General features: G+C 35.2%; 21 protein-coding genes, 5 tRNA genes and 1 riboswitch. Of the genes, 5 read left to right on the top strand and 21 right to left on the bottom strand.

Going from position 1 to position 21,555, the window contains the following annotated elements; all coding sequences use genetic code 11:
- Positions 1 to 30 precede the first annotated feature (30 nt).
- The 7 genes from ACFSW4_RS00930 to ACFSW4_RS00960 all read right to left on the bottom strand — a co-directional run bounded on the left by ACFSW4_RS00930 (position 31) and on the right by ACFSW4_RS00960 (position 5,955).
- Positions 31 to 801 carry an ABC transporter permease gene (locus ACFSW4_RS00930; RefSeq protein WP_054752964.1) on the bottom strand — a complete coding sequence of 257 codons (771 nt, stop codon included), beginning with the start codon at positions 799 to 801 and terminating at the stop codon, positions 31 to 33.
- Between the two features lie 9 nt (positions 802 to 810).
- Positions 811 to 1,512: an ABC transporter ATP-binding protein gene (locus tag ACFSW4_RS00935; RefSeq protein ID WP_054752966.1), complete on the bottom strand. Its 702-nt coding sequence runs from the start codon at positions 1,510 to 1,512 to the stop codon at positions 811 to 813.
- An 89-nt stretch (positions 1,513 to 1,601) separates the two neighbouring features.
- Entirely contained in the window at positions 1,602 to 3,500 is a 1,899-nt protein-coding gene (locus tag ACFSW4_RS00940; RefSeq protein ID WP_377326867.1) for an LTA synthase family protein, read from the bottom strand.
- A 125-nt stretch (positions 3,501 to 3,625) separates the two neighbouring features.
- The gene (locus ACFSW4_RS00945; RefSeq protein ID WP_377326868.1) at positions 3,626 to 3,817 is read right to left on the bottom strand and encodes a YqgQ family protein; all 192 of its coding nucleotides are present in this window, start codon (positions 3,815 to 3,817) and stop codon (positions 3,626 to 3,628) included.
- 20 nt (positions 3,818 to 3,837) lie between these two features.
- Entirely contained in the window at positions 3,838 to 5,022 is a 1,185-nt protein-coding gene (locus ACFSW4_RS00950) for a rhomboid family intramembrane serine protease (protein WP_377326869.1), read from the bottom strand.
- A gap of 33 nt (positions 5,023 to 5,055) precedes the next feature.
- Complete coding sequence (locus ACFSW4_RS00955; RefSeq protein WP_377326871.1) at positions 5,056 to 5,556, bottom strand: hypothetical protein; 501 nt, start codon at positions 5,554 to 5,556, stop codon at positions 5,056 to 5,058.
- A gap of 12 nt (positions 5,557 to 5,568) precedes the next feature.
- Positions 5,569 to 5,955, bottom strand: coding sequence for a hypothetical protein (locus tag ACFSW4_RS00960; protein ID WP_377326873.1), 387 nt, complete (start codon positions 5,953 to 5,955; stop codon positions 5,569 to 5,571).
- Between the two features lie 177 nt (positions 5,956 to 6,132).
- Between ACFSW4_RS00960 and rpmG the strand changes: the two genes are divergently transcribed.
- Positions 6,133 to 6,282, top strand: a complete 150-nt coding sequence (rpmG, locus tag ACFSW4_RS00965; RefSeq protein WP_054752974.1) for a 50S ribosomal protein L33 — start codon at positions 6,133 to 6,135, stop codon at positions 6,280 to 6,282.
- A gap of 59 nt (positions 6,283 to 6,341) precedes the next feature.
- Positions 6,342 to 6,896: a 5-formyltetrahydrofolate cyclo-ligase gene (locus ACFSW4_RS00970; RefSeq protein ID WP_377326875.1), complete on the top strand. Its 555-nt coding sequence runs from the start codon at positions 6,342 to 6,344 to the stop codon at positions 6,894 to 6,896.
- Positions 6,897 to 6,952: 56 nt separating this feature from the next.
- On the opposite strand, the gene ACFSW4_RS00975 is transcribed toward ACFSW4_RS00970, so the two are convergent.
- The 10 genes from ACFSW4_RS00975 to ACFSW4_RS01020 form a co-directional block, all read right to left on the bottom strand.
- Positions 6,953 to 9,037, bottom strand: coding sequence for a peptidoglycan D,D-transpeptidase FtsI family protein (locus ACFSW4_RS00975; RefSeq protein WP_377326877.1), 2,085 nt, complete (start codon positions 9,035 to 9,037; stop codon positions 6,953 to 6,955).
- Positions 9,038 to 9,116: 79 nt separating this feature from the next.
- A complete protein-coding gene (locus ACFSW4_RS00980) occupies positions 9,117 to 10,343 on the bottom strand; it encodes an MFS transporter (RefSeq protein WP_377326879.1) in 1,227 nt (408 codons plus the stop codon).
- A gap of 119 nt (positions 10,344 to 10,462) precedes the next feature.
- The gene (locus ACFSW4_RS00985; protein ID WP_054752980.1) at positions 10,463 to 11,074 is read right to left on the bottom strand and encodes a superoxide dismutase; all 612 of its coding nucleotides are present in this window, start codon (positions 11,072 to 11,074) and stop codon (positions 10,463 to 10,465) included.
- Between the two features lie 183 nt (positions 11,075 to 11,257).
- A tRNA-Ser gene (locus ACFSW4_RS00990) sits at positions 11,258 to 11,350 on the bottom strand.
- A gap of 7 nt (positions 11,351 to 11,357) precedes the next feature.
- Positions 11,358 to 11,434 (bottom strand) — tRNA-Ile (locus tag ACFSW4_RS00995).
- Positions 11,435 to 11,450: 16 nt separating this feature from the next.
- Positions 11,451 to 11,526, bottom strand: a tRNA-His gene (locus tag ACFSW4_RS01000).
- 63 nt (positions 11,527 to 11,589) lie between these two features.
- Positions 11,590 to 11,666, bottom strand: a tRNA-Met gene (locus ACFSW4_RS01005).
- Position 11,667: 1 nt separating this feature from the next.
- Positions 11,668 to 11,742, bottom strand: a tRNA-Asn gene (locus tag ACFSW4_RS01010).
- 143 nt (positions 11,743 to 11,885) lie between these two features.
- On the bottom strand, positions 11,886 to 13,514 hold the full coding sequence (locus ACFSW4_RS01015; protein WP_377326881.1) for a Na/Pi cotransporter family protein: 1,629 nt from the start codon (positions 13,512 to 13,514) through the stop codon (positions 11,886 to 11,888).
- 196 nt (positions 13,515 to 13,710) lie between these two features.
- Positions 13,711 to 14,334 (bottom strand): NfeD family protein, encoded by a 624-nt coding sequence (locus ACFSW4_RS01020; RefSeq protein ID WP_377326883.1) that lies wholly within the window; start codon positions 14,332 to 14,334, stop codon positions 13,711 to 13,713.
- Positions 14,335 to 14,503: 169 nt separating this feature from the next.
- Here ACFSW4_RS01020 and ispG point away from each other — a divergent pair, with 169 nt between their 5' ends.
- Positions 14,504 to 15,610: a flavodoxin-dependent (E)-4-hydroxy-3-methylbut-2-enyl-diphosphate synthase gene (ispG, locus tag ACFSW4_RS01025; protein ID WP_054752981.1), complete on the top strand. Its 1,107-nt coding sequence runs from the start codon at positions 14,504 to 14,506 to the stop codon at positions 15,608 to 15,610.
- Positions 15,611 to 15,650: 40 nt separating this feature from the next.
- On the opposite strand, the gene ACFSW4_RS01030 is transcribed toward ispG, so the two are convergent.
- Positions 15,651 to 16,070 (bottom strand): hypothetical protein, encoded by a 420-nt coding sequence (locus ACFSW4_RS01030; protein WP_377326885.1) that lies wholly within the window; start codon positions 16,068 to 16,070, stop codon positions 15,651 to 15,653.
- Between the two features lie 141 nt (positions 16,071 to 16,211).
- Between ACFSW4_RS01030 and ACFSW4_RS01035 the strand changes: the two genes are divergently transcribed.
- Entirely contained in the window at positions 16,212 to 16,484 is a 273-nt protein-coding gene (locus ACFSW4_RS01035) for a DUF2624 family protein (RefSeq protein WP_377326887.1), read from the top strand.
- On the opposite strand, the gene ACFSW4_RS01040 is transcribed toward ACFSW4_RS01035, so the two are convergent.
- Positions 16,485 to 17,381 (bottom strand): deoxyribonuclease IV, encoded by an 897-nt coding sequence (locus tag ACFSW4_RS01040; protein ID WP_377326889.1) that lies wholly within the window; start codon positions 17,379 to 17,381, stop codon positions 16,485 to 16,487.
- Complete coding sequence (locus tag ACFSW4_RS01045) at positions 17,381 to 18,703, bottom strand: DEAD/DEAH box helicase (protein WP_377326891.1); 1,323 nt, start codon at positions 18,701 to 18,703, stop codon at positions 17,381 to 17,383. The genes ACFSW4_RS01040 and ACFSW4_RS01045 overlap by 1 nt, the downstream gene beginning before the upstream one ends.
- A 137-nt stretch (positions 18,704 to 18,840) precedes the next feature.
- On the opposite strand from ACFSW4_RS01045, the gene ACFSW4_RS01050 reads away from it, so the two are divergent.
- The gene (locus tag ACFSW4_RS01050; RefSeq protein WP_054752987.1) at positions 18,841 to 19,806 is read left to right on the top strand and encodes a 4-hydroxy-3-methylbut-2-enyl diphosphate reductase; all 966 of its coding nucleotides are present in this window, start codon (positions 18,841 to 18,843) and stop codon (positions 19,804 to 19,806) included.
- A gap of 27 nt (positions 19,807 to 19,833) precedes the next feature.
- Here ACFSW4_RS01050 and guaA read toward each other — a convergent pair whose 3' ends face one another.
- Complete coding sequence (gene guaA / locus ACFSW4_RS01055; RefSeq protein ID WP_377326894.1) at positions 19,834 to 21,372, bottom strand: glutamine-hydrolyzing GMP synthase; 1,539 nt, start codon at positions 21,370 to 21,372, stop codon at positions 19,834 to 19,836.
- Positions 21,373 to 21,442: 70 nt separating this feature from the next.
- A riboswitch (purine riboswitch) is annotated at positions 21,443 to 21,544 on the bottom strand.
- Positions 21,545 to 21,555 lie beyond the last annotated feature (11 nt).

Raw genomic sequence — 21,555 nt, forward strand, 5'->3', positions numbered from 1 at the left:
GGCTAACAATAACGGTTAGCCGTTTTTATTTTACACTTCTTCGAGATCCACAATTTGCATCCTTTCATTATAGAAGAAGCGATACATTACTAATGAAACAATAATCGCACTAACTGATACAGATGAAAAAATACTTATTGAAATGACTAATTGATATTTGATCGCAACTATGGGTTCAACCCCACCTAAAATAAGGCCTGTCATCATACCCGGTAATTGCACTAAACCGATTGTTTTAAGTTGATCAATATTTGGTATTAATGCCGCATTTAAAGTTCTCCTAACAGATAGATGTGACGCTTGTTTTGGGGTTGCACCTAAAGACAAAGCTGCTAATATTTTCCCCCTATTCGTACTGAATTCAGATTTCATTCTCTCTAAAGATAGCCCCATTGCAACCATGCTATTCCCAATCACCATCCCACTCATTGGAATGATTTCTTCAGGTGTAAATGACACCATGTCAAAACCCAACCATAAGGCTAGTACAAATACTTCAATGACAATGAGTCCACCCAAAATTGTTATAAATACATTTGGAAGCTCTTTACCTTTCTTTCTTGCATGAAACGTTGCAATAGTAATCATCACACTAAGCATAATTGGAATACCTATAAAAGGGTTTAAATTAAACAAATATGTAAGAATTAAACCTATTAAGAATAGCTGGATAGCGCCACGAATTGATGACCAAAGAATATCCTTTTTTAAACCTAACTGATAAAAGTAAGAAATCGTAAAGGGAATCATCACAAAGACAATTAGCACAAGTAATGAAAAATTTGAAACATCTCTTTCCATAAGTACCTCCTAGTGATTCGTAGTAAAATTCTTTAATGCCTCTGTTTCAGGTCGATCTAACATATCTGGCAGCAATCCTTCTTCAACAATCTTTCCATTTTCTAAATAAATTCCTCTATTTCCTAAACGTTTGGCCTGCTCGAGATTGTGTGTAACCATTATGACTGTCAAATCGTTATGTTGAATCAAATTAATTAAATCTTGTTCAATTTGTTCAATGTTTTGGTCATCTAATGCACTTGTTGGTTCATCTAATAATAGAATCTCTGGTTTATTAGCTAAGGTCCTAGCTAAAGAGACTCGTTGTTTCTCTCCTCCAGATAGTTCATCTACTGGTTTATCCAAGTAAGACTCAGGTAAATTGACATATTCTAATAATGTTCTCGCCTCATCAGGGTTCCAATCATTAAATAATTTCGGACCATACATTAAGTTATCTTTTACCGTTTCTGGAAAAAGATAAGGTTGTTGTAAAACTAAACCCACATTTTTTCTTAAAGTCGTTATATCTTGTTCGTTAATATTTTTACCATTATAAAAAATCGAACCTTGTTCAGGATCGTCTAGCCGATTAAATAGGTGCAGTAGCGTTGATTTTCCTGACCCTGAAGGACCAAATAGCATTACACGGTCCCCTTTATGAATTTCAATATTGATATTTGTTAAGATGCGTCTATAAATGTTGTCTAGTTTATAAATGACTTGGCTCATTCGTCACACTCCAATATGTATTCAGTAACTTTAAGATACTAAAAAAAGCAGGACTGCTCAAGTTACAGCCCTACTTTTTTTATTCTTATTTACTTCTCTTCTTCTGTTTTAGTAACCTTACCAGTCTCAAAGTCGTAAAAACGAAGTAAGTCACCGTATATAATCTCATCTGAGTAATTCAATTCTTTCGATGCTTTTTCACGAAGAGGTTCACAATTTACTTCCTCAACTTGTTTCCCTGTTTCGTTATCATAACACACACCACCGGCATAGGAATGCTCGGTGCCAATTACGCGGCCATCTCTAAATGCGATGAAGTCTTTACGATCTTTTGGCTCGTTAAACATATTACTTCCAAACCGAATGTCTTCATTTAAATTAATTCCTAATAAATTTAGAACAGTCGGTTTATAATCAATTTGCCCAACTAGAGTTGAAATCGTACGATCACCATCATGTCCAGGAATGTGAATAATGAAAGGTACTCGTTGTAATTTAGCATCTTCATATGGAGTGATCTCTTTACCCAGATACTCACCTAGTTCTTCATTATGATAAGAAGGAACCCCGTAGTGGTCTCCACCAAGGATAAATATTGTATCCTCGTACATTCCTTCTTCTTTCATTTTATCAAAAAATTCTTTAATTGCTTCATCAGTATAACGAACCGTTTGAAAGTATTGGTTTAGCGTTACAGAATCTGATTCATAAAGTGGCAGCGAAGCCTCTGATTCAGGAATATCAAACGGAAAATGGTTTGTTAAAGTTATAAATTTAGCGTAATAAGGATCTTGTTGTTCTTTTAAGATATCGACAGACTGTTCAAAGAACATTTTATCATTTAAGCCCCAGCCGATATTATCCTCTTTTGTAAACTCATAGCTTTCCACATCGAAAAATTGATTATAACCTAATGTTTCATACATCACATTTCGGTTCCAGAAACTTGCATTATTAGCGTGGAAGACATATGATTGATAATTCTTTTCTTCATTAATAATTTCAGGTAATGCGTAATATTCATTCTGAGCATGAGTAAAAAATGCTGCACTATTAGGTAATGGGTAAAGACTATTGTCTAATAAGAACTCATGGTCAGATGTTTTGCCTAATGCAGTTTGATGATAGTAATTATCAAAGTAATAACTATCTTGAATTAAATCATTTAAGAAAGGCGTTACCTCTTCTCCATTAACTTCCCTGTTAATGACGAATTGTTGCATGGATTCCACAGCGATGTATACTATATTTTTACCCTCTGCAATTCCTTTCAAGTCTACTTTTTGGTCAGCCTTTTTAGTATCTGTTACCTTATTATCAACATATTCTTCAATTTCATTAAACTCTGATCCATCTGCGAAAAGTCTTTTTGATTGCATAGATGCTGTAATGACAGCGTCATAACCGTGGAATGTGAATAGCCCTACATTCTTAACCAAATATTCACGGTCAAAGCCTCTTTTAAATAGCATTGGGCGTTCAATCTCAGCTAATACTAAATTAAGAGCTAAAACTGATAAGCCTACAGTAATGATTCGACGTTTAAACATTGTCGAAAATGCATCTATAGGAAAAGCTTCCTTTTTAGCGAAATAAAAAATTAACGCAACATCGAGAATTAAAAAGATGTCTTCAATGTGCACTAGCGATAACATACTACCGCCTAAGTCACCAGCGTTATTGACCTGCATTAAAGTAGGTAAGGTTATGAAATCAGTAAAGTTGCGATAGTACATCAAGTTTGCAATCACAATAAATGTCATAGCAATTGTTGTAATATATATAAACTTCTTCTGTCTTCTTTCTTTAAACCAAACCCCAATTGAAAACACAAAGAAGCTAAAAGCAAACGCATTTATAAACAAAATGATTTCTTGAAAAATAGACTCGATGGATAAATTGAAATAAAAGCGATATACAAGATATGTTTTTAATCCTACTAAGACTGCTGCAATGATAAATAATGGTATTCTTTTTATGCGTTCCATAAGATGAACCTCCAAGTTTTCTTTTTCCTTTATATTAGACGATTATGAGAAAGAAAAGTTTCACAAAATATATTATTAACTCATATACCCTTAAATTCAAGTATTATAACGCAATTTCTTAAAAATTATTCTAGTTCTTTCTTCTCATTTTTAATAATGAGTAATGCCTGAGTGTATTCTTTAGAGTTAATCAATTGACTATCATGTAAAGCTTTTATTTCATCTTCCATTAAATTTAGATCTGCCAAACGATCGCCAATATAAACAAAAATCCCAAAGCGTTTCAGTAAATGTCTTACGTCTATTATATTATTCATAAATAATCTTCCTTTTATGACTACTTTACTCTTGCTAATCCCATATTAAACAATATTCCAATTATGATAATAGCAGCAATACCTGAAATGACTTGTAATAATGGTGATTTCTTTTGTGGTAAATGAACGATTTGCGATGCAATAAAGCCTCCAACTAATCCACCGATATGAGCCCCATTATCAATTTGAGGGACGGACAAACCGAATACGATGTTAATGCCAATCACAACCATTAAGTTAACACCCATTGTCTTAAAAAAGATATCTCGATAATGCATCCCAAAAAATAAAAGCGCTCCAAACAATCCGAAGATTGCACCTGATGCTCCAGCAGAGACTGAATCATTAGTTGCAAAGCTTGCAATACTTCCGAATATTCCTGCTATAAAATATATAACAAGAAAACGCTTTGTGCCATAAATTTTCTCTGTTACCTCACCTAAATAATATAGCGCAATCATATTCATTAATAAATGAATCAGACCAATATGGAGAAACATCGATGTGATGATTCGCCAATACTCTCCTTGAGCTATGAATGGATTAAATTTAGCCCCCCATTTAACCAGGTTTTCTACATTAGTGCTCCCACCGCTATTCTCAACAAACATAAAAATGATTATATTTATTACTAGTAATAATAACGTTAAACGTGACTTTCCATAAGAAAAAACTTTTTCAAACGCTTTTTTCTCTTTAAAAAGTTTGGCTTGGACGCTTTGCTCTAAATATATGGATTGCTGTCCCTGTTCCTCAAGATCGGGCATATTTAACATTAACTGGTCATTAACGTCAGGTAACTGATCCGATATTCTTGACCACTCTTCTTCACGTGAGAGTTCATCTAAATAATAGACGGTTACATCCATCGCTTTATGGTGACGCACTGGCATCGATCTTTTCATGCTTTCCCAATTGTCAACAGGTACTAAATCAGATATATAAATAAAGTGAAGGTGCACATGCTTACCTTTTAATATTCTTTTCTGCTTTATTATAGAGGAAATTCTCTGTTCTAAGTCTCTTTTTAATTGATTGGACCAATCATAAGTACGATGAAGTAACCTTACTATATGGTTATGATTACGATCATATCGTTGTAATATATATTCATCACGATCTTTAGATTGGTAAATGAGACGATAGTTTTCATCTAACAGATGGCTTAAAATTTTCATTAACTTGAATTTTTCAGTTACATACAAAATAACAACCCCTCTAAACCCTCACCTGCACGTCTATTCATCATCATTTTTTGTTAATATATTGGCAATTTGTTCATATGTTAAGCGGTTATGTAATTCAAATTCTCCTAATTGGACATTTCGACTATAATTGTTGTTTTCCATGAATTGACTAAATGACTCCGCATCATCAATTATATTCAACTCTTCAAGTTGTGATGCTAATTCACTTAACGACATGCCGCTATTTACTTTAAATTGATAAATTTTAACACTTTCAGAATTAGACTGATTATCACCTGATTCAGTCTGGTCACTTTGATTTTCAATTTTTGTTTTTAAATGCTGCCTTTCGCGCACTAACTTCTCATACTCACTTTGTTCTATAACTGCGTAACCATTTTCTTCAAGATGTTGTCTGGCTTGGTTTTCCGTCAATTCATTTTGATCAGATGTTGTCTGACCACTTGAATCTTCAATTTGAAAAAACACAATACCTATAATGACTGTTGCGGTGAATAAGCCAATTGAAAATGCTTGTACTAGTGGCTTCATGATTATGACTCCTTACTTAAATGCTTCATTCTTTTTATTTTGCTCAACAATAACTCTTACATCTTCTTCTCGCAATCCTGTTTTCTGTACTATACTCTCTATAGAATACCCTTGTTCACTTAAATTTCTAACCTGAGACACAACAGCTGGTTCCTTTTGGACACTTGAAGCGCCCTTGATCTGTTTATTAGTTGTGTTGGGATAAGATGCATACGGATCAATCAATAGCTCTTCCTCTAAAACTTTAATTTTATTTTTTAATATGTATCCTTCCTGCATGGAAGATATAGAAAGATCCTCGATTTGCTTATCTAATTCATCAAATCTATTATTCATGAAAAAGGATAAACCAAATAATACAAGACTAATGATGATTAGTGTTATGAATACTGTAATCATTGTTGTTCACCTCTATTATACTACTCTATTCCTATTAACTAGTTTAACATTTCTTAACAAAAATTAGAATCAAGCATGATTAGACTTAAACGACAATTCATTCTTGAATAATCTGTCGCAATTTGGTATGATGATGTAGTCGAAAATGATTGTTATTGCAGAAATGGAGGGATTTACATGCGTGTACAAGTAACTTTAGCATGTACTGAATGTGGTGATCGTAATTATTACACTACTAAAAATAAACGTACGAACACTGAACGTATTGAAATGAAAAAGTATTGCCCAAGAGAAAAACAACATACGCTTCACCGTGAAACGAAATAAACAGTAGGGAGCTTCTCCTGCTGTTTTTTTATATCATTAACTAAAAAAGTAGGGATGACATGTATAAAGATACATTTCGAGTTCTTAGTAAACGTTTATTAAAACATATTTCAAAAGAAGACCGAAAACATTACTTAGATCAAATCTCTACCAAACTTTACGAGTCAGAATGGTGGAAGAATTCTGAGGTAATAGCGATGACGATTGCTAGAGAAATTGAACTTAGCACCCTCCCTATTATCGAACACGGATGGAAACAAGGTAAGCAAATAGTTGTGCCAAAGTGCAAACCAGAAAGTCATGAAATGAATTTTTATATTTTTACAAATCAACATGAGTTAGAAAATGTTTATTTAGATCTATATGAGCCTAAAGAAGATCCCAATAAATTAGTCAAACCTTCTGACATTGATTTAATGGTTGTGCCGGGTTTACTTTTTGATCATCAAGGCTATCGTATTGGATATGGTGGCGGTTATTATGATCGGTATTTATCCAAATACCATCAATCCAAAATATCGCTCGCGATGGAACAACAAGTTGTTAAACACGTCCCTCATGATGAATATGATTTACCTGTTGACGCTGTAATTACTGAGAAAAAGATATATTAAATTAAAAAACGAGGCTTACTGTTCACTTAGTAAGCCTCGTTTTTTAGTGATGTCATTTATTCTTCTTCAACTTTTTCATTTTCGTCCGCTTCTTGGTCACCTGATTGTCGTTTTTCCTTTAAGTCAAAGTAAGCGTCTAAAAGTCTTCTTCCAATTTTAAGATTTATATTTCCTTCATGATCACTATAATCTTGACCAACATCTGGAATGATTGTGGCAAAGGCTACTTCTGGGTTATCATAAGGTGCATAGCCAATTAATGATAAATTATAAGTCACTTCTTTACCTGCAACTGCCTCTGCAGTACCAGTTTTCCCCGCAGGATTATAAGGAGCGTCATTGAACAACCGCCAAGCTGTACCCCCTACTTCTTGAAATGCTTGCCTGAAACCTTCTTGAACTCGATTTAAATATTGATCTTTCATTTCTATTCTGTTTAACACTTCTGGCTTATTAACCTCATAAACACTGCCAAGTTCTTCAGTATCGGAAGGATTGTGTAGTTGCTTCACCAATCTAGGTGTAATACGGTAGCCGTCATTAGCGATAGTTGATATATATTGCCCTAACTGCATTGTTGTATAAGCTTCAAATTGTCCAATAGCCATATGCATTACTTGGGACCCTCTAACATAGTCATAACTATCACTGCCTCGTACACCTATGGCTTCATAAGGATAATCTACTCCAGTTTTAGCTCCTAAACCAAATTGTTTCATATAATTGGAAAGTAGTTGATAACCTTTACCGTTATAATCAAGCTTTTGGTTAGGGGTGTAATTCCAATGCCCTCCGAGCCTCATGGCTGTTCTATACATATAGATATTAGATGAACGCTTCAATGCTTCAATGTCATTTACATTGCCTAAACTTTTATATGATACAAAATCTTCTGAACCTACAAACCTTAATGGTTGGTCAGTAAAGGTGGTTCCTGGTTTGATTACTCCTGCATCCAAACCAGCAAGCACCGTAGCCCCTTTAACAGTTGAACCAGGCAAATATTGATTATACAGTACTCTGTATGGTTGATTACTAAATTCCTTCTTTTCTCGATCATAGAACTGACCTGAAATTGCAAGAATCTCACCAGTATTAGGATCAAGTGCAACAGCTGTAGCAGTATTTAAGTGTCTATTCTCATAAGGAAATTTCTTTATGGCATAATTTAATTCTTCCTTGACAATTTTATCCAATTTTTTCTGTAGGTCCAAATCTATAGAAAGCATTAAATCTTTACCACGTGCGCCTTCACGTACTAACTCACTTTTGATTACTTCTCCGCTTGAATTCGTCACGTGTCTGCGAATCTCTTTCTGACCTTGCAAATGGGCTTCGTACTCTTGCTCCAATCCACTTTCACCTACACGGTCGTTCATTTTATAATTGTTAGCTAAATATTTATTTATTTCACTACGTGGTAATCCTTGCTCACGAGTTGTAATATTACCAATAATATTAGAAAGTGTGGGGTGATGAACTTTTACCCGCTCCCAATCAACAGAAACACTGATACCTGGAATATTATGAGCGTTCTCCGCAATAATAGCATACTCTTTCTTAGTGATATTTTCGTTTTTTATGACGTGAGGCGTAAGTTGCGTTGCCTGATCTAGCTCTCGCTTAATAGCGATGACTTCCATCTCTTGATCGCTAATGGAATTTAAATCTTTCTTGGTGATACGGTCTAACACCAATTGATACTGTTCACTATCACTGAGTGCCTTTTCTTCATCAGATAATTTGGAATAAGCTTCAGTTTTATTTTTCAGAATATAGTAGTCCTTCATGTCTCGTTCTCTTACTGAATCTGTGTCCATTGACATATAATTAATTAATTTTTCAGCAATTCTCAAATTGTCTTCTGGTTGAACATTTCGCTGAGGAGTGTAAGTAATGGCATATTTAAGTTCATTATCTACTACAATTTCCCCGTTACGATCATACATTTTTCCTCTTGGTACTGATGTTTTAGACGTAACATTTTCAGTACGATCTATTTCAGCTTGTGCATCTTCTCCATGAAGTATTTGCACAACCCCTAATTGTAAAATTAGTACAGAAAACAAAATAAAAATGACGAAAAATAGCACATTTAAACGAAGAGGTAAATGTGATTTACTCTTTTTCTTTTCTCCCAATGCCTTCTCCTCCCCATTTTATCTCTATTAATTATTATATCATCCTTCCTGACATGGCTAAAGGCATTTCAAAAAATATTCATGAAGAGTGATGCTTTAAGTTATGAATTCTGAAAACAATAATTCCAGAAATCAAATACCCAACTCCAAAAAGAATAACAGAATATCTCATCCAATCGCTTTCAGAAATTGTATATAATCCTAAAATGAACAATATGAGTGAAAAGGTTCGTCCGCTATTTAATACGATATCCCTAAATATAATGTATTCTACTCTATACTCCCCAGCATTTTTTGCTTGTCCAATCACATCATATGAAACCGACGTATACGGAGCGAAGAATAATGGTAAAAATACCCCTAAAATTCCTGCATAAATATAATAATCTAATGCAGCATCTGATTTAAGGAGCCAAAACACTGAAATGAAAAGAAAAATACTCCCAATCAATATTAGGATTTTCCTATTGTCTGGCTTGACGATTTTTGCAACAACTTGGTACATCACAAATGAAGCAATTGCATAAATCATATTATAGATTCCAACAATCATTTCACTTTGCGTTCCCATATAAACCCACAAGCCGATCAGAAATAAAAATACGCCTTCTCTCATTCCTTGAAATAAATGTGCTGTTAACATCCAAAACCATTGTTTATTTTCCTTTCCTTCACGTATGACCGAACGAATATTATATTTTCCTTCAACAGATCTTCTTTCCAGGAATATGCTAAAAATAATCGCTAATATAAATAACACAAATGAGATGAAGAAAACGGTTAGATATCCTTTATAACCAGTCAAAAAAGTAATGATCCAACCAGCAGAAACTGGACCCACAATTCCACTTAAAGATTGCAAAGCCCCGAACATACCATTAAAGAAATCCCTAGTGTACGGCTCCGTCACTTCAAAAATTAAAATATTATAAGCTAACCAAAACAGCCCATATCCTGTACCAATAAGAACTCCTAATACATAAAATAATTCAGAAGCTTGTGTACTTAATAATAAAACAGAAATAAAAAAGACTGAAATAACAAAGATACCAGCCCTCAAAATAATGACACGATCTATTCGTTTTACCCACTTTCCAATTAAAACAAATATTAGCGTTTGAGCTAAATAAATACAAAGGTTGTACAGTGCTAATAGTAATAAGTCTTCTGTTTGTTTCCAAAGAAAGATGTTTACAAATATATTAGATAAGTAAATTCCAAGTGTATATAATAAACCAATTATTAATAACAATCGAAGATTTTTCTTCTCATTGTCACTAACATCAGATAAACGGTTAGAAAACATAATATCCCTCATTTCCTAACCTATATTTTTAACAAAAGCAGTTAGTCTATACGTTTACATAAACACAAAAAAGAAGAAGCTAGCCCTCAAGACTAGCTTCTTCTACATATTATAATTATTTATTTTGCTTCTTCATAACGTTTAGCAACTTCATCCCAGTTTACTACATTCCAGAATGCCGCTACATAATCTGGGCGCTTATTTTGATATTTAAGGTAATAAGCGTGCTCCCAAACATCAAGTCCTAAGATAGGTGTTACACCTTCCATAATAGGTGTGTCTTGGTTAGGAGTAGATGTGATTTCTAATTCACCATTTTTAACAACTAACCATGCCCAGCCTGAACCGAAACGTCCAGTTGCTGCTGCACCAAATTTCTCTTTGAATTCATCAAAGCTTCCGAAAGCTTGGTTGATTTTGTCTGCTAATTCACCAGTTGGTGAACCTCCACCATTAGGTGATAAAACAGTCCAGAATAAGCTGTGGTTAGCGTGGCCACCACCGTTATTGCGAACTGCTGTTTGAATGTCGCTTGGAAGTGAATCTAAGTTTCCTAAAAGTTCTTCTAGAGACTTATCTTGAAGATCTGCATGGCCTTCTAGTGCTGCGTTTAATTTTGTCACATAAGTGTTGTGGTGTTTCGTGTGGTGAATGTTCATTGTTTCCTTGTCAATGTGTGGTTCTAATGCATCATAAGCGTATGGTAATTCTGGTAGTTCAAATTTAGCCATAATGAGATTCCTCCTTTAACTTTATATGGGGAAATACCCCACTAATTAAAGATTACCAATGCTAGCCATTCCATGCAAGATTTTTGCATCATTTCTAGCATTTATTGTTTCTATTTGTTCAATTACCTTATTTTTTGTTTTTAAACATTAAAAAAACAAGCATTATAGCTTGTTGGATAATGATGGCGGAGGAGGAGGGATTCGAACCCCCGCGGGCCGTGAAGCCCCTGGCGGTTTTCAAGACCGCTCCCTTCAGCCGGACTTGGGTACTCCTCCGAATCAATGGTGGACCCTGCAGGACTCGAACCTGCGACCGATCGGTTATGAGCCGATAGCTCTAACCAGCTGAGCTAAGGGTCCAGATATTCAGTTTAAATGGGGCGATCGGTGGGAATCGAACCCACGAATGCCGGAGCCACAATCCGGTGCGTTAACCACTTCGCCACGACCGCCATGATCGTAAAATAAATATGTAATTGACAAACGGTCAAGCTTGCTCCGGTCAAATATGTATTTGGTGGCGGCGGAGGGGATCGAACCCCCGACCTCACGGGTATGAACCGTACGCTCTCGCCAGCTGAGCTACACCGCCATGGCTCCAGCGGCAGGATTCGAACCTGCGACCGATCGGTTAACAGCCGATTGCTCTACCACTGAGCTACGCTGGAATATTAAGTTTGTACATCGATAAATAATGACGACGAGATATAATTTATCATGTAAATGTTATGTTGTCAATATTATTTATCATAAGTTTTAACTAAAATGTTTATTAACCCGCACCTTTAATTAGGTGCGGGTTGATTGATTATTAATCTTCTTTCTTCCCTACCACTTCTTGTGCAATGTTAAGAGCGTGGTCCCCTATACGTTCTAAGTTACTAATTATATCTACAAATACGATCCCTGCTGAACCTGAACATAATCCTTCATTTAGACGTAAAATGTGTTTTTTACGGAATTTACGTTCCATTGAATCGATCTGGTCTTCTTGCTTAATAACAGACATCGCTTTTTCTTCGTCCATTTCACTAAATGCTTCTATGGCTTGTGAAACTGTTTCAATGGTTAGATTAAACATCTCATTCATATCTTCATATGCCTGCTCTGTCATATTCACTTTGTTTGTAATACGGTACTCAATTAACTCTACAATATTTTCGAAGTGGTCCCCTATACGTTCAATGTCTCTTACAATATCGACAACTGATGAGTGTGCTGCCGAATCAGATTCTGAAATAGAACTTGATGCTTGTACTAAATAATTTGTAATTTTCTTATCTAGGTTATTAATCGCATCTTCTAATTGGTAAGCAACCTCAGCGTGCTTATTCTGATTATTATTTAAAAATTGCTGAGTCTCTTTTAATCCATGTACAGCAATTTCCCCCATATGAATAGCTTCCTCTTTAGCTTGAGCAACAGCTACGGATGGAGACTGTTGAATAAAAATAGGGTCCAAATGTTTAGGTTTATAATCAATTACAGTATCTTTACCAGGAATGATTTTTGTCACTAGAACCGCTATTAATGCTATAAATGGAAACTGTATAATAACATTAGATAAGTTGAAAATCCCATGAGCAAAAGCAATTGTCATTTTAGGTTCCAACATTAACATATCTCTGAACCATTCTACTAAATGTGTAAATGGTGTTAATAATATTAAGAAAATCGTTGCTCCAATTAAGTTGAATAACACGTGAACAGCTGCTGCACGTTTCGCTGCAACACTCGCTCCAATCGCAGCAATTAAAGCTGTTACTGTTGTACCAATGTTATCACCAAATAATACTGGTAAAACCGCATTTAGTGATTCGATCGCTCCCTCAGCGTGTAATTGCTGTAAAATACCGATTGTAGCTGAAGAGCTTTGAACAATAACTGTGAAAATTGTTCCTACGGCGACCCCTAATAATGGAATTTCACTCATATTAATGGTTAGTTCCTGGAAAGTCTCTAGAGACCTTAGAGGTTTCATCCCATCACCCATCAATTCTAATCCATAGAAGAGAGCACCAAGTCCAAAAATGGTTTGACCTAAATAATTAATTCGTTTGTTCTTAAAGAAGAAAATAAGTAATGTACCTAGTGCTAAAATTGGTAATGCATAAGCTTTTATATCGATCCCTATTATGAATGCAGTTACTGTAGTACCGATATTAGCACCCATGATGACTCCAATAGCTTGTCTGAATGTCATAAAACCTGCGTTAACTAAACCAATCGTCAACACAGTGGTACTTGAACTAGATTGAATTAATACGGTTACGACTGCACCTGCTAGAACACCCATGAACGGATTTGTTGTAAACCTGTCTAGAATGTCTCTTAATTTATCGCCTGCTGATTTTTGTAGACCCTCGCCTAAATATTTAATACCAAATAAGAAAATACCTAATCCACCGATAAATAAAAATATCATTTCTTGTACATTCATAAAGTCACCTCGTTAGTTCTAGTACTTGTAAGCCGAGTTCTATTCTATTCCCGTCCAATGATAATGTAAATAAAGTTAAGCTAAAATTTACATAAACTTTACATTTCATTTTTAATCACTGGTTATACTATTATTTTGACAACAAGTTTTTCATCAGAATAACCCACTGACTTTATTATTAGAAATAACAAACGCTTTATTCTACTTCTTCTACTTCTATTTTAGTACCATCAACTGAGGTGATTTTAACTCGCTTACCTCTCTCAACCCATTTTGATTTTGTAACAGCACTATACTCTTGGTTATGTACTTTAATTGTTCCAGAAGGTCTTAACACGGTAATTGCTACTCCCTCTTTATGAAGCAAGTCCTTATAGCTTTCATTCAAAGAATTATAACCCTGCTCGCTTGTTAATTGATCTAACAAAGCGACTTTTGACCACATATCTCTTCTTGGTAAAGCTTTCATTAAAAATAAACTCGAGAAGCTTCCTAATAAGACACCAGCTACACTATATAGTGCATGTGTAAAACTTGTTGCGGCGAAGGCAACCGATAGTAAAACAAGTACCAAGCCTATAACTCCTAATGTTCCATCATTAATCCATTTACCATCAAACACAATTAAGGTTAAACCTACTACAAAGACAAACGCCATGATCCATACGTTGTAGGTTGGTGATTGGCCTAAAAAATAAAACGTTATAAATCCGATCCCAAGAACCATGCCAAGCCCTTTTAACTTGACCAATAGTTCTCCTATCATAAAGAACATGGCTAAAAATGTTATAATTAAAACCCCTAAATAGCTTTCTAACACCGTACTTCCCCCTCCATAACATTTTTGTGAGCTTCTTTTTGGAAAATTAATGACATATTTATTATTATAACAGTTAGGTCTAATAGCATAATCCATTAATTTTATGTTATTATCAATGTTAGTGAAATATATTAAGTACTTTCTTAAGACAAAAAGGGGAGTTGTAGCAATGTCTACGATTATTCACCGCAAAGATACAAGGCCCGTAAAAGTCGGGGATTTAATTATTGGTGGAAAAGACGAAGTTGTTATTCAATCAATGACCACAACGAAAACTCATGATGTTAAAGCTACAGTAAATGAAATACATCGCTTAGAAGAAGCTGGATGCCAGGTCGTTCGTGTTGCTTGTCCGGATGATCGAGCTGCAGATGCTATTCCAGAAATTAAGAAGCGAATTAATATTCCGCTTGTTGTAGATATACACTTCAACTATAGATATGCATTAAAAGCCATTGAAGGTGGTGCGGATAAAATCCGCATCAATCCAGGAAATATCGGTAAACGCGAACGCGTTGAAGAAGTTGTTAAAGCTGCTAAAGGAAGAGGAATTCCGATTAGAATCGGTGTTAACGCTGGTTCATTAGAACGTCATTTAATAGAAAAATATGGATACCCTACAGCTGATGCAATGGTTGAAAGTGCATTAGGTCATATCAAAATTTTAGAAGACCTTGACTTTCATGACATCGTTGTCTCATTAAAAGCATCCGATGTTAAATTAGCCATTGAAGCTTATGAAAAAGCTGCTGAAGTTATACCTTATCCTTTACACCTTGGTATAACCGAGTCTGGTACACTTTTTGCAGGAACCGTTAAAAGTGCTGCCGGTTTAGGTGCTATTTTAAGTAAAGGAATTGGAAGCACTTTACGCATTTCATTGAGTGCAGATCCAGTTGAGGAAGTTAAAGTAGCTAAAGAACTATTAAAATCTTTCGGTCTTGCTTCGAATGCAGCGACTTTAATTTCATGTCCTACTTGTGGCCGTATTGAAATCGACTTGATTAGTATTGCAAATGAAGTTGAAGAGTATATACAAACGATTAAAGCACCTATTAAAGTAGCCGTACTGGGTTGCGCTGTTAATGGACCAGGTGAAGCACGTGAAGCTGATATTGGAATCGCAGGCGCGCGTGGTGAAGGTCTATTATTCAGGCATGGAGAAATTATTCGAAAAGTTCCTGAGGAAACGATGGTTGAGGAGCTTAAAAAAGAAGTCGATAAATTAGCTGAAGAACATTATAAAAAACAAGAAGAAGAAAAACAAAATGCCTAAAGTAAATCCCCTAAGACATTAATCTTAGGGGATTTTATTTTTACATTATTGGAAAGACGAATAACCGTAATGCGACAGCTAAGATAGCAATACCTATCGCAATGTTACCCAGTGTATCTGCACCACGTCTTTTTGCGTAGATGCCCATTACAGCACCAATTACAGCAAACAGTAACGTCCATACGAAGAAAGATAGTAGTGATACAACTAACGCAATCCAACCCCAACCTGCATCAACATGTTCTTCAAAACGCGTTTCTTTCTCTTCTTTCTTAATTTTTTCTTCATCTAATTCATTTGGGTTGAATGTTGCAGCATCACTTGCAAACTCCGTATCATACCCACGATCTCTTTCATCATATTCATTATAGTCCTTATAGACCTTTTTTTGTTTTTCACCTTTATTTGGAAAATAATCCTGATCATCATCAAAACTTGTTGGGTACTGATCATCAGCCATAATTATCTTACCTCACTTTCTACGTGGTATTTATAGTGTGTGAGGTTTTAATAATTTTACATAAGTAATTTTTGGAAATGATCAATTTTTTTAATATTTAGCATATACATAATGATGACTTTTATTGAAAGGAAGTTTTACATGCTTAAGCATCTAATTCGAACGAAATTGTATGCTTCAACCCCAGATGAATTGATGAAATACAGCAAACAGTACGGCATTTCGTTAACGAGACAACAAGCAAACCAATTACTCCAATTTATAAAAAAAGAATCGATCGACCCATTTTCTAAACAGGACCGATCGAAAACTTATCAATATGTGGAACAACATATTGGTCGTCAAGAAGCACAACAAGCTGAACGCCTATTGAATCAACTTGCTAAACAGTATAATTTAGATCATTTATTGTAATTATTGATTCATAATTTTTTCTTTGAGATCTTGATCAAAAGTTCCATTTCTTAACATTTCAATCTCAAACTTATAAGGCGGTTTTTTATTCTTTTTATCTTCACCAACATATGGCGTCTCTAAAATTTTAGGTAAATGCATTAAGTCAGGGTGATGGACAACTTGGTGAATAGCTTCAAACCCGATGTGACCAAAGCCAATATTTTCATGTCGGTCCTTTCTTGCACCACATTCATTTTTACTGTCATTAATATGAATAACTTTCATTCTTTCTATGCCAATAGTGTCATCAAATTCTTTAAGTACTCCATCAAAATCATTTACAATATCGTACCCTGCATCATGAACGTGACAAGTATCAAAACACACGGATAGATGTTGATTATTTTTGACACCATCAATAATTCTGGCAATTTCATCAAATGAACGTCCACACTCTGATCCTTTACCAGCCATTGTTTCTAGAGCGATTTGAACGTTTTGATCTTTTTGAAGAATTTCATTTAACCCTTCAATAATTTTATCAATCCCAGCATCTGCTCCTGCTCCAACATGAGCTCCAGGATGTAAAACAATTTGTTTCGCCCCTAAAGCTTCTGTTCGGTCAATTTCTGATTGCAAGAAATCAACGCCTAACTTGAATGTTGCAGGTTTAGTTGTGTTACCTATGTTAATAATGTATGGTGCATGTACAATAAATTCATCAATACCGTTTTCTTTCATATGATTTTGCCCTGCTTCGATGTTAAGGTCTTCAATATCTTTTCGTCTCGTATTTTGCGGAGCTCCTGTATAAATCATAAACGTGTTTGCACCATAAGAAACCGCTTCTTCACTAGAAGCCAAAAGCATTTTCTTCCCACTCATTGATACGTGTGAACCTATTTTTAATGTCATTACTTTCTCCTCCCTTTATTCATCTTTCGGAATTTCTCTCGTTTTAGTTGTTTTTTAATTTGGTCTTTTTCTTGTTTCATTTTTTTCTTATAACCAGGTTTAACCTTTTTTGGTTTCCTAACCTTTTTCCATGCTTCTTTTTCAAGTTCGTTTTCTTGCTGCTCTCGTTTTTTTCTTACGTTCCATTCTTTAACTGGCACCCATTCGCCTTTTTTAATATCGTAGTTGTGAAATTCGATCCCAGTCTCTTCAAGTTTTTCTATAATAGGCAAATCCTTCTCATCATAAAATGTAACAGCTGTTCCTTCATTACCTGCTCTTGCAGTTCTACCAACACGGTGAATGTAGGTATCTACATCTTGAGGAAATTCAGCATTAAATACATGACTAACACCCGGGATATCAATACCTCTTGCTGCTAAATCTGTAGCAACAATATATTGATATTTTAAAGAACGTAAGTCATTTAGCATTCTTTTACGCTCTCTTGGCTTAAGTCCACCGTGTATTACACCCGTTTCCAGTCCTTTGTCTAATAAATCTTTACTTAAATCATCGGCGTGTTCCTTTTTATTGACAAAAATTAATGCAATGTATGGATGAATTAATTTAGATGTTTCAACAATTATATCAGCCGCCCGGCGGTGTCGCCTTGGAATTAATCGATGTTCTAATTTAGAAGCATTCTCTTGATCGTCTATCACGATATAATTTGGATTAATTAAATATTTACGCAAGAATGGTTGTAATTTTTTAGGGACGGTGGCTGAAAACACCATTGTTTGAACGTCGGCATACATACGACTTACAATTTGGTCTACTTCTTCCATTAGGCCTAAATCAATAAGCAAATCCGCTTCATCAATTACTACACTATTAACAGTTGAGGGGTTAATGGCATTCTCTTCAATAAAGTCTAAAATCCTTCCTGGAGTCCCTACAATTAAATGAGGTTGTTTCTGAAACTTTTGAAGTTCGCGCTCTTTATCAGTTCCGCCAATGACTAAACGTGAAGTAAATTCAAGTTCAGAATGATCCTGCATCTTTTTAACTTCATGAAAAATTTGCATCGCTAACTCACGAGTCGGGGCAACAATCATTTTTTGTGTTGTTTGTTCGTTTAAGTTAAGCTGATCAATTAACGGAATTAAATAAGCATGCGTTTTACCAGTACCAGTTTGTGACTGCCCAATCACGTTTTCGTAGCGTAGAGCAGCTGGTATAACTCGATGCTGGATTTCAGTAGGTTGTTTAAATCTTAAACCCTGTATAACTGTTAACATATTAGGGCTTAATTGATATGATTGAAAATATCTATTCATTTTACATTCTCCTTTATTCCTAACAATATTTATTATAAAGGAGACATACTTTAAATGCCACCGAATAAACATTTTGTCAATAAAGCTTATAGCCTTTATAATAAGCATAGAGAGTATAAAATGGGGAGGCCATTTTCATGGAAGTTATAAAAATTGCACCAAGGGGCTATTGTTACGGTGTTGTAGATGCCATGGTCATTGCAAGCAACGCTGCCAAAGACCCAAACTTACCAAGACCGATCTACATTTTAGGAATGATCGTTCATAATAGTCATGTAACAAAAGCTTTTAAAGATGAAGGAATTGTCACATTAGATCAACGAGGTAAAAGTCGTTTAGAGCTTTTAAAAGATATTAATGAAGGTACGGTCGTCTTTACAGCACATGGTGTTTCACCAGAAGTAAAAGAAGTTGCTGAAAGTAAAGGATTAACTGTGCTTGATGCGACTTGCCCTGATGTGACTCGCACACATGATTTGATTCGCGAAAAAGTTTCAGAGGGATATGAAGTTGTTTATATTGGTAAAAAAGGTCATCCAGAACCTGAAGGAGCCGTTGGAGTTGCGCCAGGTCACGTTCATTTGATTACAACTGAAGAAGATGCTAAAGAGTTAAACTTTGACGAAGATACAAAAATTATCGTAACGAACCAAACGACGATGAGTCAATGGGATGTTTATGACGTTATGCAAAAAGTTAAAGAGTTATATCCGCAGACTGAAATGGTTCAAGAAATTTGTATGGCAACGCAAGTTAGACAAGAAGCTGTTGCTGAACAAGCTAAGGATGCAGATTTAACGTTAGTAGTTGGTGACCCTATGAGTAATAACTCCAACCGTTTAGCCCAAGTTTCTAAACAAATTGCCGGAACTGAAGCTTATCGAATTGCAGATGTTTCTGAAATTAAGTTGGAATGGCTTCAAGATTGCGAAAAAGTTGCCGTAACGGCTGGCGCTTCAACACCAACTCCAATTACTAAAGAAGTAATTCGCTTTATCGAAAATTATAATCATGAAGATGAGAGTTCATGGGAACGCGAATCACTTGTTACAAATAATAAAATTTTACCTAAAGTTAAATCAACAAAGAAAAAACGCGCTTAAAAAAATCCGGCCTTAGCCGGATTTTGTTTATTCCCATTCAATTGTTGATGGTGGCTTGCTTGTTATGTCATAAACCACTCGATTAACATGTTTGACTTCATTAACGATTCTCGTTGAAATTTTTTCAAGAACATCATAAGGGATTCTCGCCCAGTCAGATGTCATGCCATCAATGGATGTTACTGCTCTTATCCCGATTGCATGATCATAAGTTCGTTCATCCCCCATCACTCCAACACTTTGTATGCCTGGTAGGACTGTGAAATACTGCCATACGTCTCTGTCTAAACCAGCGTGCTTAATTTCTTCACGTAAAATTGCATCAGATTCTTTAACTAATTCAAGTTTATCCTCAGTAATTTCACCTAATACTCTAATTGCTAGTCCAGGTCCTGGAAATGGCTGTCTCCATACAATATGCTCTGGAATGCCAAGCTCTTCCCCTAGTACACGAACTTCATCTTTAAATAAAGTATTTAAAGGCTCGATTAAGTCAAAATTCATACGTTCTGGTAACCCGCCAACGTTATGATGTGATTTAATCGTCTGTGCTGTTTGAGTTCCGCTTTCAATGACATCAGTATAGAGTGTTCCTTGAGCTAAATAATCAATGTCATGTAATTTTGAGGCTTGATCTTCAAATACATAAATAAACTCATTACCGATGATTTTGCGTTTTTCTTCAGGATCATCTACACCTTTTAATTTTCCTAAAAACCGGTCTTGAGCATCTACTTTAATAACATTTATATTAAAACCTTCTCTAAACATCTTCATGACGTCTTCTGCTTCATTCTTTCTAAGTAACCCATGGTCAACGAAGATACATGTTAGTTGATCACCAATAGCACGGTGTAATAAGACTGCGACAACGGATGAATCAACACCGCCACTTAACGCACAAAGAACCTTTTTATCTTGTACTTGATTTCTAATTTTTTCAACTTCGAGTTCAATAAAATTTTCCATTGTCCAATTTCCGGAACAACCACAAATATTTAAAACAAAATTCTTAAGTAAATCATTTCCATATTCTGAATGTTTTACTTCAGGATGAAATTGCACACCATAGAGTTTTTTATCTGGATGACTTATAGCTGCAATTGGACAAGATTCATTTGAAGCATCCACTTGAAAACCTTCTGGCTCTTTTGTGACATGATCACCGTGGCTCATCCAAACCTGCTGCTCTTCAGGTAACGTTAAAAATAACTCTGAATCATTTAACCGCTTAATCACTGCTCTTCCATATTCTCGTCTACCAGCACGTTCGACACTTCCGCCATAATGATAAGACATAAGCTGCATCCCATAGCAAATACCTAAAATGGGGATGTTTAGTTCAAAGATTTCAGGATCAATCGTAAAGGCTTGATCTCCATATACACTATTTGGGCCTCCAGATAGAATGATTCCCGTTGGATTTAAACCCTTTAATTCCTTAGCTGTTATGTCATTAGGCTTTAGTTCACTAAAGACGCCTTGTTCACGAATTCGTCTAGTGATGAGCTGATTGTATTGACTTCCATAATCCAGTACAATGATTTTTTCATCAATTGACTTCATGTTTAAACACCTCGCATTATTTCCCTATATAAAAAACTAGAATTCCACCTCAAGTAGCTACAAAGGCAGAATTCTAGATTCTTACCTTCATAGTCAGGTTGTTTACGGCAACCCGGTAGAGACTCTTGCTCCATATTAGCAAGGATATATGAAGTGATTCCGTTTTTTATAAGGGGTTTAAAA

The sequence above is a fragment of the Piscibacillus salipiscarius genome, from assembly GCF_042685285.1.
GTDB classification, from domain to species: domain Bacteria; phylum Bacillota; class Bacilli; order Bacillales; family Alkalibacillaceae; genus Piscibacillus; species Piscibacillus salipiscarius.